Raw genomic sequence first — 15,409 nt, 5'->3', positions numbered from 1 at the left:
TCTCAATCCAGATGGTAAACAGTGCTGTTTTGGCGGGAGTTGTGAAAGGACGTCAGAAAAAGGTTGTTGTTTACTGTTCTTTTGTCTTAAATAATCCTTAACCCGTCCGCATTTCTTGTTTCTGAATAGAGAAAGGTACGATATTGGTGCGCAGTGATCAAAAAAACACGATATAACCTATGCGTACCTTTACTTCTTGCCTCTTCTTTCTCCTCATGGCTACTGGTCTTTATGCTGCCGGCGGCATCAAAGGCTTTATCCGCAATACTGCTGGTGAGCCGCTAGAATTTGCCACCATTTACATCGACGAACTTGGCTCCGGTACCGTCACCAACCTCGAAGGATATTACGAATTCCGGATGCTACCCGGTGATTATCGCGTCGTATTTCAGCATTTGGGCTACGAAACCCAGGTCCAAAGAGTGAGTATCGGCGACAATATGAAGGAACTAAACATCCAGCTGACGGCTCAGACCTTCGAGTTGGATGCGGTAGAAATCATCGATGGGGGGGAAGATCCCGCCTATACGGTGATGCGAAAAGCCATTGCCAAGGCCGACTTCCACCGTCAGCAGGTGGATTATTACCAGGCCCAGGTTTATATCAAGGGTTCTGGTCGCTTGCTCAACACCCCTGGTATTGCCCGGCGAGCACTGGAAAAAGAAGGGGTCAAAGCCGATTCCACGACAGCCTTCACCTCGGAGTCCGTTTCGCAGATTGAGTACGAACGCCCCAATACCTTTCGGGAAAAAGTGATCTCCGTATATACCCAGGGAGATGACAATGGTTCCAGCCCCAACGGCTACATCTACGGCAGTTTTTACGAACCCGATGTGGCCCAGGCCGTATCTCCTCTTTCCACCAAAGCTTTTGGTTACTACAAGTTTGAACTGGCGGGTTATTTCAACGACCGTGGTTTCAATGTGAACAAAATCAAGGTTACCCCACGTAGTCGTGGTGATAATGTTTTCTCTGGCTACATCTACATCATTGAGGACCTCTGGAGCATCCACAGCTTGGACCTTGAAGTTTACAAACTAGGTATCCGTTTTGATATCCGCCAGGTTTACGCTCCGGTGAAGGAAGAGGTATGGCTACCCGTGAGCCATAAATTTTTAGTGACCGGAAAGATTTTTGGCTTTGGTTTCGATTACCGTTACCTGGCCTCCGTTAGTGATTATAAAATCCGGATAAATCCGGATCTGGATGTAGACTTCAAAGTCATTGATGAAAAAATTGATCGCGAGTTGGCCCGCACTGCCGAAGCTCGCCAAAAGGACCGCCAAGATCTGGCGAGTATTGACGAAAAACTCAATAGCGGCGAAGAATTGACCAGAAAGGACCTTCGACGGATGATGAGAGAATATGAAAAAGAAGAGCAGCAGGAACAAGATGAGCCTGAGGTGGTCTCCAACTATTCTCAAGAAATAGACTCCCTGGCTACCAAGCGCGACTCTAGCTACTGGGCCGTTATTCGTCCTATTCCTCTGACGAAGGCAGAAGTGCGTGGTTATGAAGTACAAGATTCGATGGCTGTAGCCGAAAAAGTTGCCGAAGAAGAGGCCGCTGACGGTGTTAAAAACGCTGGTAAGAAGAAAAACAAATTCCCAATTTTCAATATTATCAGTGGCACCAATGCTAAGCTGGGAGAAGGCAAACTTGTCCATTATGACGGCTTACACAATGCAGGATTTAACCCTGTAGAAGGTTACTGGCTGGAAACCCGGCTACGCTACACCCAGCGAGGAGAGAGCAACCGCTTTCAATTGGCCCTTACCCCACGCTATGGTTTCTCCTGGGACCGCCTCACCTGGGACAGTGATGCTGATTACCACTTTGGTCCCGACCACAGTCGCAACCTGCTCCGCCTGAGTGGTGGCCGCATGGTGACGCAGTACAACGAGCCCCGCCCCGTCAACCAACTGTTCAATACGTTTTACGCCCTCCTCGGGGAACGTAATTACGTGAACATCTACGAGAAAAAATTTGTGGGAGCCAACTGGCGAAAAAACTGGCGCGAAACCGCCAAGGCGACCGCTATGGTAGAGTGGGCCGACCGTCGTACGCTCCAAAACACAACTGGCCAAACCTGGATCAACGCCGAAAACCGGGTCTACGCCGACAATGTACCCTTGATCCTGGAAGCACCCATTCTGGTGCCTCAGACCGAAAAAGCCGCGACGCTAGACCTCTCCTTCACCCTCAACCCCTGGCAGAAATACCGCATCCGAAACGGCAACCGCGAGGCCGTAGAAGGTTCTTCCCCTCGCTTCACCCTCAACTACCGGCAGGGCATCCCCGACCTCAACGAGAGCATTACCGACTACCAGCGTCTGGGGCTCGTTTACCGCCATACTATCCGCCCCGGTGCCCGCGGAAAGATTGATGTAAAACTCGATATGGGGATGTACCTCAACAACGACTACGTAGGCTTGGCCGATTACCAGCACTTTGCGGGCAATCAGATGATCTTTACCACGGCTGATCCCGTGGGGGCCTTCCGCTTATTGCCTTACTACACGTTCAGCACCAGCGACCGCTGGCTGGCCGCTCACGCGCATTACCAGTTCCGCCGCTTTTTGTTGACACAGATCTGGGAAGTGCAAATGACGGGTGCCCGAGAAAACTTCTTCGTCAATTACCTCAACACCCCCGAAAGCGATCATTATACCGAAGTAGGGTACAGCATCGACAATATCTTGCGCTTTCTCCGCGTAGAAGCCATCGTAGGCTTCCAGGATGGTAAGTATTATGATTGGGGTATCCGGATTGGCGTAGCCTCTAATATCTTTGGCAGCTTTGGCTCGGTGGAGGTGGAGACGAATGATTAAGTGACGTAATCAGCGACGTAGCTACAAGCTACGACGAACAGGGGATCATGCCGGTAGGGGCGTTGCATTGCAAAGCCCCTACGGCACTCGCTGTCTACTGCACCTTCGTGCAAGGTATAAAATCCTGCCCTATGAAGCAGTTCCTGTCCGCTGCACCTTCGTGCAGGGTATAAAACCCTGCCTACGGAGCAGTTCCCGTCATTTGTTCTTCTGGCCTGCGCAGCATTAGACTTAGGCTCCTTCCTCGCAAGGAAGGAGTGACGTAAAGGAGAGCGTCGCACAAACACCTGGTCAATTTTTAAAGCTGCTTTTACTAGCCGATGTTTAAAAAATAACATGGCAGACACTACTAGCAAATCCAAAATCCCGCTACCTTATACCCTGAGCGACGATAAGGTCGCCGTGCATCCCCTGACTTTCGTCAAAACATAAACTTCACCGTATGCGATATTTATTTTTGCTTATCGTCACCGTCCTGCTGGGAACTTGCAACACCAATGACGTAGCCAAACCGCAGGGGCCTTTCCCACCCTTGCCGGGAGAAAATACACCAATCAGCTATCTGGCGCTGGGAGACTCTTATACGATTGGAGAATCGGTCGCAGAAAGGGAACGCTACCCCAACCAGCTAGCCGACAGTCTGGCGAAGCACGGTATCAACCTGTCTCCGGTAGATATTGTCGCCCGCACGGGTTGGACCACCGATGAATTGGCTGATGGTATTGCGGCACGTGACGACCTCCAAACTACGTATGATTTGGTCACGCTGCTGATTGGGGTAAATAACCAATATAGGAATCGCCCTATTGAGCCTTACGAAGAAGAGTTTCGATCATTGCTAGAACAAGCCATAGAGTTTGCGGCGGGCGATTTGACGAGGGTGTTCGTAATATCGATACCCGATTATGCCTTTACCTCTTTTGGAAATGGCAACCCTGCTATCAGCGAAGGTATTGACGCCTATAATGCAGCCAACAAGGCGATTGCCGAAACCTACGGCGTGCGGTATTTCGATATTACCCCGATCTCCAGAGAAGGCCTAAACATGCCCTCGCTGGTGGCCAATGACGGTCTTCACCCTTCCGGCGCGCAGTATGCCCGTTGGGTGAATTTGTTTTTAACGACAATAAAAGAGGAGTTAGAGAATTAGCACCTGCTGCTCCATAGGGCAGGGTTTTATACCCTGCACTGGAGAATTAGTACCTGCTGCTCCGTAGGGTCGGGCTTGAAATCCGCCCCTACGGAGCAGCAGGGCAAGGACAGCCCATTACCAGTATCGCCCCAAAGCAACCAAGAACAACGCTATTGATTAATCGCGAATTAATTTATAGGAAGAACGACAAGAACCCTCGCTACAAGTGGTCATCAGACGCCAATTGAGATAATGCGCATAGGCGATCAGTACGCCGCCAATAGCCGCAACGAAGTGGCCAACAACATGCTCTAATAAATGCACACCAAGAATAATGGCAAACCCGATGGCTGCGATAAGCAATGGACGCTTATTGTTGTGGCTAGGCAATGACCCTAGTAAAGACCAACTCGCTAGCACCAGTGTGCTGACAATGAAAATCCACTCTACGAGTGGGCTTTCCAGCCAGGTTAGGCTTCCCACCAAACCAAAGGACAGTATCAAAGGCATGAGCATACAATGAATTGCACACAGAAAAGAAGCGGAAAAGCCCATAACATCCAAATAAGAACGAATTAGTCGCATAATACCTCTAAATCATTAAGATTAGTCACAAAGATAGGTAAATGCAACAATATTGCAACTTAAAAGGTTTTATGAAGGTGCAAGAGATGCACAAGTTTTATTTTTCCGGCTTTAAGTAATTTGACGGAAATAACTAATTCCATTTTTTCTAACGATTCTCGAATATTTTCACGCAAGCTCCTTTTAGTTGCTTGCTTAGAAAATTTTAGCGAATCAAAAATGGAATCAGTTATTTTTGATCCGTCACTAAGTACTTGGTTATCTTTGTAAAATGAATCAGACCATTGTTGAATTACTGCAACGACACGAACTTCGCAAGACAGCTATGCGGGGGGAAGTACTGAAGATTTTTCTGGAGGCGGGCAAACAGGCCATTACGCATCCGGAACTGGAGCGGCGGCTACCTGATGCTGATCGGATAACGCTGTATCGCACCTTGAAGGCTTTTGAAGACAAAGGGCTTATCCATCAAGTGGTAGATAGTGGCAATGCTACGAAATATGCGCTTTGCAACGACGCCTGCACCGAGCATAAGCATCACGACGAGCATGCACATTTTCATTGCAATGATTGTGGCAAGACCATCTGTCTGGATAGTATCACCACAAGTACCATCCAGGTCCCCAGAGGGTTCAAAGTTCAGCAAACCCACTTGGTGCTGGAGGGTACTTGTAATAATTGTGATACTTAATACTGCGCCGTATTGAGGATGTAATCCAACTGCTGCATCAAATCCCTCTTTTCTTTTCCGGGTGCATGTACAAAGGCGTCCATAAAGAGGAGTTCTTTCTTGCCGGGGTCATAAACAAGGTAGCTGATGAAAGCCCCGCCCATAAAATCATTGACGATATCCCAGATGCCACGTGCTTCCAGTGCGTAGTCACCATTGACCCTGGTCGTTTCTACGATGAGCGGAAGATCTACGTCATTGATGCGCATGTAAGTATCGGGCAAGGTGGAAGAGACATAGGTTTTTCCCATCTCATTCCGAATGGCTTTGATCCCTTCTCGGGAAAGCTGCGCTTGATCGGTGTAGGGAATCTTTTGGAGAATGATATTGCTGCTGGCCTCGGAGGTTTCCCGGCGTAACCATACGATACCAGCCTCTTTCATGGCGGGCTTAAATTCTTCGGGGATACGCATCTTGACCCCCATCAGCGCATTGATCTCACTTGCTAAACTTACATTTTCGCCGTTGAAAAAAGCCGTAGCGTCGATGATTTTCTCGTCTGCCTGGTGCAGGCGTTTTGCTACGGCGGAGAAGCTATTGGTGATGTTGTCGATGAGTTTTTCTTCCGAATCGGCATAGAGGTAGACGATGGTCTGTCCTTTTGCCCATTTGTTCCGGGCTACAGAATTGCCATAGCCATTATCAGCGCTTGCTGCCCGGATTTTCTCCAGGCCAACATCCTTTAGGATGAGAGCCGTTGTTTCGGAGTCCTGATCAGCAAGGTTGCCCACTACTATATAAGTCCGAAGTTCCTTACGTAAAGGATCCTTACGTAGATCCTCCAAGGTGATGTGGCGAAGGTCAAAAATTGGCTCAGGCTGCGGCAAAATGGGGTAGGCAGCACCATAGTAAAAGCGTATACTGTCTCCTAATGGGCCCTCCCAGACATCTTTATCGCACAAGACGTTGACGCGATTTATTTTACCAAAAGCATTCTTTTCCGCTTCGAAGCTTTTCTGAACAGCCTCATTTGCACAAGAAAAAACATTCAGTAGCAGAAGACTAAAGAGCAGAAAATAGCTCCAAAAACGCCCTGAAGAAAGATCGCTTTTCAGCTTATTTATCATTTGCATGTTGATCATTTGATTGCTTACTATTCTTTTGAAAAACAAATCTTCGTTTGATTTTCGATAAAATCCCAAAAGTCGTAAATGGATTCGCGACAGTTATTGATCGTTCATCGCTAAGTCTTAGATGAAAAAGAGGCCGCTTTTGGCGTATCGTTTTCTTCCTTATCCTAAAGATAGGGTTAAAATTAAAAACCCGGCCTAAGTAGCCGGGAGCTTGGCATGCAATCTATTGATCAATAGCCAGATGAGTAGCCTCATCAGTTGTATGTTTACCTAAAGTTAGTAGAGGGATATGGGTCGCTTCGCGCCATTGAGGTAGAGGGTATAGGGATGAAAAACAATATTCATTAATTCCCATCGCTGTACCCTCTACCTCAAAGGCGTGATGCCATCGCCCCGCATCTCTTTACTGCTTTTGCCATTTGGACTAAGCTAGCCTAGAGCAAATGGGTGATCACATCTTCTTCGGTGACCCCTTCTGCTTCTGCTTTGTAATTACGGACGATACGGTGACGCAACACGTAGTTGGCGATGGCCTGGACATCTGACTTGTCTGGCGAATATTTACCATTGATCGCAGCATGGCACTTGGCACCTAACACCAGGTATTGTGAAGCCCGTGGGCCAGCACCCCAACTGATGTAGTTATTGACCTCAGCAGTAGCACGATCAGTACCCGGACGCGTCTTTGATGCCAGGCTTACGGCGTATTCCAGCACATTATCAGCGATCGGAATTTTACGTACCAATTGCTGGAACTCAATGATCTGCATAGCACTCAAAATGTGCTTCAAATCGGTGACCTGCTTACCCGTTGTGGCTTTTACCACCGCTATTTCTTCTTCGTAAGAAGGGTAGGTAAGCGGGATATTGAACATAAAGCGGTCCAGCTGGGCTTCGGGTAGTGGGTAAGTACCTTCTTGCTCAATAGGGTTTTGCGTTGCCAGTACGAAAAACGGTGCGGGCAATGGGTGGCGTACCCCTGCTACCGTCACTGAACGTTCTTGCATGGCCTCCAAAAGAGCAGCCTGCGTTTTGGGCGGTGTACGGTTGATTTCATCTGCCAGGACAATATTGGAAAACAGTGGTCCTTTGTTGAACTTAAAATGGCGGTCTTCGTCGAGAATTTCTGAGCCCGTAATATCACTTGGCATCAAATCGGGGGTAAACTGGATACGCTTGAAATCCAGGTCAAGTACTTCTGCGATGGTACTCACCAACAGGGTTTTCGCCAACCCGGGTACACCTACCAACAAACTGTGGCCATTGCTAAAGAGGGAAATGATTACGGTTTTCACCACTTCGTCTTGCCCTACGATAACTTTACCAATTTCTGCTTTCAATGACTGGTAAGCGCGAGCGAGGGCGTCTACTGCTTCTACATCTGATTTATACTCCGCCATGGGGTTAATACATTATTTTGATTCTCTGTCGTTTGGGGCTAGAGAAAGATTAGATTCGAATAAACAAGGCCGCAAGTTGCTAAATTTATTGAAGATAGTCAAATGCTTGGCTGCAATGTATACGTATCTCGTTAGGAATGGTTCAAAATACCAAACGTGATTTGTTCTTACTTATTCCACCGGACAATTCCATTCGGCATCAGCCAGCTCATATTTTTCCTCCCGATAGTTGTAATGCCACCATTCGCTACGGATGGGGGAGAATCCGTGCTTACCCAATAAAGTCTTTAATTTCAAGCGATTATCGAGCACCTCTTTCGGAAAGTCGGTATAGGTATGATTGGCCTTGGGGCCGAAGAAGTCGAAATCAGTGCCCATCGCAAGTTCTTCTCCTTCTTTCGTTATAATCGTAAGGTCCACCGCACCACCACGATTATGGATGGAGCCCTGGCGAGGATCGGCCACGTAGCCCGGCTGGGGAAAAATTTCCCACAACTTCCACTGTACATCCCGCGGGCGGTAACAATCATACATTTTCAAACCCAATCCTTCCGCTTTTAGCTCTTGGTGAGCAGCAATAATCGCCCGCGCTGCTGCCGGGCGCAAGAAACACCTGGGACAATCGTACATCACCTGGCCAACGAAGTTGTTTTCGGTGGCGTAGCGCAAATCCAGTTGTATGGTGCTGTCCAGGTAAGTAAGTTCCAGCCATTGGGTAGTATCATAATCGAAGGTATCGGGTGGCGTGGGTGCCGGCGGCTGGGTTAAAGTATCCAATTGGGCTACTTCCATTACCAGTGGTGCTTTCGCCTCGTATTCCTCGTTTTGAGGATGCTCGGACTCACAAGCAATGGTCAGAGCTCCCGTGGCGAGGGCCAACAGGCACCAGGTGCGGCATATTTTCTTTAAAAAAATCAGGTATGGCTGCTCCATTGATTTATCTGCTATAATTAGGTGAGACATCAGCTTGTCAACGTAAATTAAATAGGACTTGACAGAACGGGATGAAAAATCCGTGTTTATCTGTTTAATCCGTTAAATCTGTGGCCTATCCTATGTAGATAGTCGTCGCTGATGGGTAATTGCGTATTTGATGCGTTTGCCTTAGTTGTATGGTACGGTTACAAATTGATTCCCTGCGAATCCGTACTTTTGTAACTTATTCAAAGATACGAAAGAAGTGCAACTACCTCGCTGGCTATTCTGGTCCATCCTGTTACTCATTCCCGTAGCATTTCTGCTTAACCTGGGCGTGCAACCCTTTATCGATGATGAAGGCAATCGCTCGGTGGTAGCCTTGGAGATGCTTTGGAGTGGCAACTACCTCACGCCCACGATACACGGCGATTATTACTACAACAAACCTCCGCTCTGGAACTGGATGCTGGCTTTGTCGTTTTACCTCCACGGAGGAGCTAGCGCGTGGGCAGCGCGCCTGCCTATGGTGCTCTGTCTGCTGGGGTTTGCCGGCACGGTCTACCGGGTCAGTCGCCGATACATGAGTTTTGAACGGTCTTTCCTGGTGGCCTTAATGTTGCTCACTTGCGGGCGTATTCTTTTCTGGGAATCGCTCTTGGGCTTGATCGATATTTGTTTTTCCTGGGTAACTTTTGGCCTCATCATGGTCATCTACCACCAGGGCGAGCGGGAACGCTGGAACCGGATGTTTCTGTTTTCTTATCTGCTAATGGTGGTGGCCTTTATGCTAAAGGGGCTCCCTGCCTTTGTTTTCCAGGGGCTTACTTTGCTGACCTACCTTGTTTTAAAAAAGGAATGGAAACGACTGTTCTCTTGGGCACACCTCGGCAGTGGGCTTTTGGCGGTAATGATACTGGCCGTTTATTACCTGGCCTACAATCAGTACAACAGCCTGGAGAATGTTTTCCAGGCACTCTTCGTCGAGTCGGGCAAGCGTACGGCCGTTGCTTACAGCTGGGGAGATACCCTCAAACACGTCCTTAATTTCCCAGTAGAGTTGTTTTACCACTTTCTGCCCTGGACCTTGCTGTTGTATTTGTTGGTAAAAAAGAAAAACCGAGAACGCTTGCAGGGCTATTTTTTCCTAAGATTTTGCTTGTACGCCCTTTTTGTCAACCTGTCCGTCTATTGGCTTTCGCCTAATTTTTATCCTCGCTATATTTTGATGCTCTTGCCCTTGGGCTTTATTCTGCTGGTAAAAATGATTCCGCCACCAAGCGCTGAACGCGACAACTGGGACAAGACGTTTTACATCCTTGGCGGGATTTTCATCTTGGCCCTCGCAGGCGGAGCCTTGGCCACCTTGTTTGTAAAAGAAACCCAAGCCATCCCCTACCTTTATATAAAAGGCATCAGTGCATTCCTGCCCTTAGCGGGCTTGCTTTATTACTATTGGAAAAAACCAGCTGCCCAATTCTTTATTCTCGCGGCCGCATTTATTGTCTTCCGAGTTGGTTTCGACTTATTGGCACTCCCTCCCCGGGCGATGGGTGGCAAAGGACATAACCTGGAAATTTCTTCCGTCGATTTTGCCAACCGCTGGCAGGATCGCGAGCTCAAAGTCTTTAACGAAACCCACATGGAGCCCGCCAATTCTTACCACATCGAAAAAACACTGAATCGGATCGTCCCCCGCGTCTACAGCGGATTTGACACCACGACTTACTATATCTACAATGCGCAGCAGTACGATCCGGCCTTGTTTCGCACCCAGGTAGACTCCTTTATGGTTCGTCATTCTTCGTACCCCAATTATTACGTAGGTCAATTACGCACGGTTGATCCCAGGGAGATTGAGCGATTGACGGTGGGGGAAAGGCCGGGGTTTTAAAAGTTAACAATGAATACATTAAACACACACAGATTACATCTGTCTTTTTTCTTTCTACTATTTGTAATCATTTCGGATGTCGAAGGTTCATCAATGGAACAATCTTTGGCTGTGCCATACGTCCAAAGGCAGGGTAAAATTAAAATAAAATCGATTTGTTATAACCCTTATGGGGATGGCAAAGAAGGAAAAACCGAAGTTTTTATTAATGGTTCTTTCTTGTATAGCATGGAAAGGCATTTCAGGAATTATAATGTTCTAAGTAATGATGGCAAATTTTTCTATGATATAAATTTTGGACTTCATAAATCCAATAGCCCAAGTATAACACAATACGAGTTTTGGGAAAAACGTAGAGAATACCCTTTGGATTCAATCATTCATGCTATGAATATTGAGCATGAAAACATGTACGCTCTTTATAGATATTGGTCTAAGTATCACAATGATAGACTTTGGTATAAGGAAGCTCTTTTTAGAACAGATGAGATTGATTTGGGATTTATTTCTCCTCGTATAACTCAACGCTATTTACCAAAAAAAATAAGCTTAACGAATGAATACATTTTCCTTGATGGAGACCAACTTTATGTTTTGATGGTTGACAACTACTTACTGAAACTTTCATTAAATGATGGAAAAATTAGCCGAGTTGCTCCTTGGTATTATGGAGGCATTTATGCGAACAAGTCAATCGTAAAAGCAATAAAAAAATATGTCCCCTATAAATATCCTCCTAGAGGTACATTTCCTTCGTTAAAGGACGGTAGAAGTTTTGAAACGTTTTTATTTGACGAATTTAAGAGCCATCCGCTCCTATCTGAAGGTATTAGAACGAGGGTTGTTATTCGTGCAACTATGACTTTAACCTCCAATGGTAAACTCATAGACCTAGAAACATCTGTTTATAAACCAAGTACTTCAACAGTCCTTTATAAAGCAGCTGAATTAGTGGAAGGCATTATTAAAGAGCAAACCTTTTCAGTAAAGGATATACCTAAAGATCATGAGAGGTTTTGTTTCACTAGCTGGAATGAGAGAGGAATTGTAATAAATTGATCTAATAATAAGGATCATTTTAGATGGTAAATTTGAGCATTAAGCGACAGGCATTGAGTATTTGCCGTTAAGAACTCCAAGAAGTCTGCGACGATTAGTGTAGCTAAAAAGAACAGTATATTACTCAAGCTACTAGGACGTGCGTTGAAACGAAGGATGACTTATTTCTTGCCCCATCTCCAAAAAACACCTATATTCGCCACATGCAACAGCAAAGTATAATTATTAGCATTATTATTATCAGTTCGCCCGGCGATCTGTAGGTGCTAATTTTTGCTATTCAAAAAGCTCCGACAGATGGCCTCTGTCGGAGCTTTTTGTTTTGTACTTTTGCACATTCATTGAAAAACTAACCGTACGCTACCGATGTACAAGTCGTATAAACAGCTGAACTTACCCGAGATCGACCAGGAAATCCTCCGGTTTTGGGAGACCGAAAACATCTTCGATCGCTCTATCCAGGAACGCGATCCAGAGAAGACTTACGTTTTTTATGAAGGCCCTCCGTCGGCCAATGGCCTGCCCGGTATTCACCACGTCATGGCCCGTGCCATCAAAGATATCTTCTGCCGCTTCCATACGCTCCAAGGCGAGCGCGTCGACCGTAAAGGTGGCTGGGATACGCACGGTTTGCCCATCGAACTGAGTGTAGAGAAAGAACTGGGCATCACCAAGGACGATATTGGCAAGAAAATTTCGGTAGACGAATACAACCAGAAGTGCCGCGAAACCGTGATGCGCTACAAGGACATCTGGGACGACCTGACCCGCAAGATGGGCTACTGGGTAGACCTGGACAATCCTTACATCACTTACGAGAACAGCTATATCGAGTCGGTATGGTTCCTTTTGCAGCGCCTGCACCGCAAGGGTTTGATGTACAAAGGATATACCATCCAGCCATTTTCTCCGGCTGCGGGTACGGGACTGAGTTCGCACGAGCTGAACATGCCGGGTGCTTACAAAGAAATCCGCGACACCTCGGCAGTAGCTCAATTTAAAGTAAAGGGTACCGACAACGAGTACATCCTGGCGTGGACAACCACTCCCTGGACCCTTCCTTCCAATACAGCGCTGGCGGTTGGCAAAAAGATTCCTTACGTGAAGGTTCGCACCTTCAACCGCTACACGCAGGAACCGATGTTGGTGACTTTGGCAAAAGATCGGCTGAATGCCTATTTTTCGGAAGCCAAGCCCGATATGACGGCCGCAGATGCGCAGCCCGGCAACAAGCCTTACCCTTACATCGAGATCGTCGCCGAGATGACGGGGGAAGAACTGGCGGGTACCCGCTACGAACAGCTGATGCCTTACGTTCAACCCGAAGGTGATGCTTTCCGTGTGATCGTTGGTGACTTTGTGAGTACGGAAGACGGTACAGGGATCGTACACATTGCACCGACCTTTGGTGCGGATGATATGCGCGTAGCCAAGGAGAACGACATCCCTGCCTTGTTGGTAAAAGACGAATTTGGCAACCCGATGCCACTGGTAGATCGCCAGGGTAAATTTGTGGCAGAAGTCACAGATTTTGCGGGCCGCTACGTAAAAGACTACGGCCAGGAGGAAGAGCGCCCCACAGATGTAGACATCGTGATCAAACTCAAGGAAGAGAACAAACTTTTCCATTCGGAGAAATACCTGCACTCGTACCCTCACTGCTGGCGGACGGATCGCCCGGTGCTGTACTACCCGCTCGACAGCTGGTTTGTACGGGCCAGTGATTACAAGGAGCGCATGTCGGAACTCAACAAGACCATCAACTGGAAGCCCGTCAGTACGGGTGAAGGTCGTTTCGGAAAATGGCTGGAGAACCTGCAAGACTGGAACCTGAGTCGTTCCCGCTTTTGGGGTATCCCGCTGCCGATCTGGCGCACCGAAGATGGCAAGCAAGAAATCTGTATCGGTTCTATCCCCGAACTTACCCGCGAGGTGGAGAAAGCCAATAAAGTGCTGGGGCTGAGCCAGCAAGTTCCCAAAGACCTCCACCGCCCCTACATCGACGAGATTGTACTCGTAAGCGAGGATGGCCAAACGATGAAGCGCGAGCTGGACCTAATCGACGTGTGGTTCGATTCAGGTGCTATGCCTTACGCCCAGTGGGGACTTGACTACGAAAAACTGGCCGCCGGCGACGAGCAGCCTTTCAAGGCTCCTTTTGAGCAAAGTTTTCCCGCTAACTTCATTGCCGAAGGCGTAGATCAAACCCGTGGTTGGTTTTACACCCTGCACGCCATTGCCGTGATGGCCTACGATACCGTATCGTTCAAAAATGTAGTTTCTAACGGACTGGTGCTGGACAAAAACGGACAGAAAATGTCGAAGCGATTGGGCAATGCCGCTGATCCATTTGACACCCTGAAAGAGTACGGTGCTGACGCTACCCGCTGGTACATGATGGCCAACAGCGATCCTTGGGATAACCTCAAATTTGACCTGGAAGGCATAGAAGAAGTGCGCCGCAAATTGTTCGGTACCCTGTTCAATACCTATAGCTTCTTTACACTTTACGCTAACATCGATGAATGGCAGCCATTAACAGGACAGAGCATCCCCGTAGCCGAGCGCCCCGAAATTGATCGTTGGATCATCTCTAAACTCAACAGCCTGACCAAAGAGGTGCAGGAGCAGCTTTCGGCCTACGAGCCTACCAAGGCTTGCCGTGCCGTTGAACGCTTTGTTGATGAACACTTGAGTAACTGGTACGTGCGCCTGTGCCGTCGTCGTTTCTGGAAAGGAGAGATGAATGCCGATAAGCAAGCCGCCTACGAGACCTTGTACGAATGCCTGGTGACAACGGCTCAGTTGATGTCGCCAGTAGCACCGTTCTTTAGTGATTGGCTGTACTGCAACCTTACGGAAGGCGTGAAGGAGGCAGCCAAAAAAGAAGGCTCTCGCCTGCAGTACGACTCCGTACACTTGAGTTTGCTGGAGCCTGCCGACGAAGCCCTGATTGACCTCGGCCTGGAGGAACGGATGGATTATGCTCAGCGTATCTCCAGTCTGGTGCTCAGTATCCGTAAGAAGGACATGATCCGGGTTCGGCAGCCGTTGCAGAAAATCTTACTTCCGGTGCTTGATGCCGGTTTTGAACACCAGGTAGAGGAGGTCAAGGATCTGATCCTGGCCGAAGTAAACGTGAAGGAAATTGCCTATCTACGCGACGATGAAGAAGGCTTCCTGAAAAAGCGGATCAAGCCCAACTTCAAGACGCTCGGTAAGCGCTTGGGTAAAAACATGAAGGCTGCCGCGCAGGCGATCAACCAATTTGGTCAGGAGGATATTGCGGCGCTCGAAAAATCGGGTACTTACACCTTGGTCGTAGGCGACGAAAACTTCGAGCTGACGATGGAGGATTTCGAGATCACGACGGAAGACATCCCCGGCTGGAAAGTAGCCACCGATGGCAAACTCACGGTAGCACTGGACTTGACGCTAACCGAACTTTTGGAAGACGAAGGCATGGCCCGCGAGTTGGTCAATCGTATCCAGAATATCCGCAAAGACAAGGACTTTGAGGTGACGGATCGCATCACCGTAGTGATCAGTGATGATCCTGCCATTGAGCGCGCCGTGAACAACTTTGGTGACTTGATCAAAGGAGAGGTTCTAGCGGACGCCTTGCTGATTGGCGATGCCAGCGGAGGCGAAGCCGTGGAATTGCCCGGAGAATTGGAAGCGATGATTGCAGTGGAGAAGCGCTCTTAGCATCCTTCGCGTTATTCTTTCCAAGTACCGCCATAAAGTGTTGCCGCCTTGCGTTTAAGTGCGGCAACACTTTTTTAATTGG

At 48.0% G+C, this 15,409-nt stretch carries 10 protein-coding genes; 6 read left to right on the top strand and 4 right to left on the bottom strand.

What is annotated here, in order from left to right; genetic code table 11:
* Positions 1-179 precede the first annotated feature (179 nt).
* Positions 180-2,831 carry a DUF5686 and carboxypeptidase regulatory-like domain-containing protein gene (locus AB0L18_RS08430; protein ID WP_367392148.1) on the top strand — a complete coding sequence of 884 codons (2,652 nt, stop codon included), beginning with the start codon at positions 180-182 and terminating at the stop codon, positions 2,829-2,831.
* Between the two features lie 442 nt (positions 2,832-3,273).
* Positions 3,274-3,981: an SGNH/GDSL hydrolase family protein gene (locus tag AB0L18_RS08425; RefSeq protein WP_367392147.1), complete on the top strand. Its 708-nt coding sequence runs from the start codon at positions 3,274-3,276 to the stop codon at positions 3,979-3,981.
* Between the two features lie 159 nt (positions 3,982-4,140).
* Here AB0L18_RS08425 and AB0L18_RS08420 read toward each other — a convergent pair whose 3' ends face one another.
* Entirely contained in the window at positions 4,141-4,518 is a 378-nt protein-coding gene (locus tag AB0L18_RS08420; protein WP_367393139.1) for a MerC domain-containing protein, read from the bottom strand.
* 301 nt (positions 4,519-4,819) lie between these two features.
* Between AB0L18_RS08420 and AB0L18_RS08415 the strand changes: the two genes are divergently transcribed.
* Complete coding sequence (locus AB0L18_RS08415; protein ID WP_367392146.1) at positions 4,820-5,239, top strand: Fur family transcriptional regulator; 420 nt, start codon at positions 4,820-4,822, stop codon at positions 5,237-5,239.
* On the opposite strand, the gene AB0L18_RS08410 is transcribed toward AB0L18_RS08415, so the two are convergent.
* From AB0L18_RS08410 to AB0L18_RS08400, 3 genes are all read right to left on the bottom strand, one after another.
* The gene (locus AB0L18_RS08410; protein WP_367392145.1) at positions 5,236-6,351 is read right to left on the bottom strand and encodes a DUF4837 family protein; all 1,116 of its coding nucleotides are present in this window, start codon (positions 6,349-6,351) and stop codon (positions 5,236-5,238) included. The genes AB0L18_RS08415 and AB0L18_RS08410 overlap by 4 nt on opposite strands.
* A 434-nt stretch (positions 6,352-6,785) precedes the next feature.
* Entirely contained in the window at positions 6,786-7,751 is a 966-nt protein-coding gene (locus AB0L18_RS08405) for an AAA family ATPase (RefSeq protein ID WP_367392144.1), read from the bottom strand.
* A gap of 171 nt (positions 7,752-7,922) precedes the next feature.
* Positions 7,923-8,714 (bottom strand): M15 family metallopeptidase, encoded by a 792-nt coding sequence (locus AB0L18_RS08400; RefSeq protein WP_367392143.1) that lies wholly within the window; start codon positions 8,712-8,714, stop codon positions 7,923-7,925.
* 217 nt (positions 8,715-8,931) lie between these two features.
* Here AB0L18_RS08400 and AB0L18_RS08395 point away from each other — a divergent pair, with 217 nt between their 5' ends.
* The 3 genes from AB0L18_RS08395 to ileS all read left to right on the top strand — a co-directional run bounded on the left by AB0L18_RS08395 (position 8,932) and on the right by ileS (position 15,327).
* Complete coding sequence (locus AB0L18_RS08395) at positions 8,932-10,560, top strand: ArnT family glycosyltransferase (RefSeq protein ID WP_367392142.1); 1,629 nt, start codon at positions 8,932-8,934, stop codon at positions 10,558-10,560.
* Positions 10,561-10,569: 9 nt separating this feature from the next.
* The gene (locus AB0L18_RS08390; RefSeq protein ID WP_367392141.1) at positions 10,570-11,619 is read left to right on the top strand and encodes a hypothetical protein; all 1,050 of its coding nucleotides are present in this window, start codon (positions 10,570-10,572) and stop codon (positions 11,617-11,619) included.
* A gap of 366 nt (positions 11,620-11,985) precedes the next feature.
* Entirely contained in the window at positions 11,986-15,327 is a 3,342-nt protein-coding gene (gene ileS / locus AB0L18_RS08385; protein WP_367392140.1) for an isoleucine--tRNA ligase, read from the top strand.
* Positions 15,328-15,409: the final 82 nt, after the last annotated feature.

This window comes from Lewinella sp. LCG006, from assembly GCF_040784935.1.
Classification (GTDB): domain Bacteria; phylum Bacteroidota; class Bacteroidia; order Chitinophagales; family Saprospiraceae; genus Lewinella.
The sequence above is the reverse complement of the archived record's forward strand: the minus strand, read 5'-3'. Positions and strand labels throughout refer to the sequence as shown.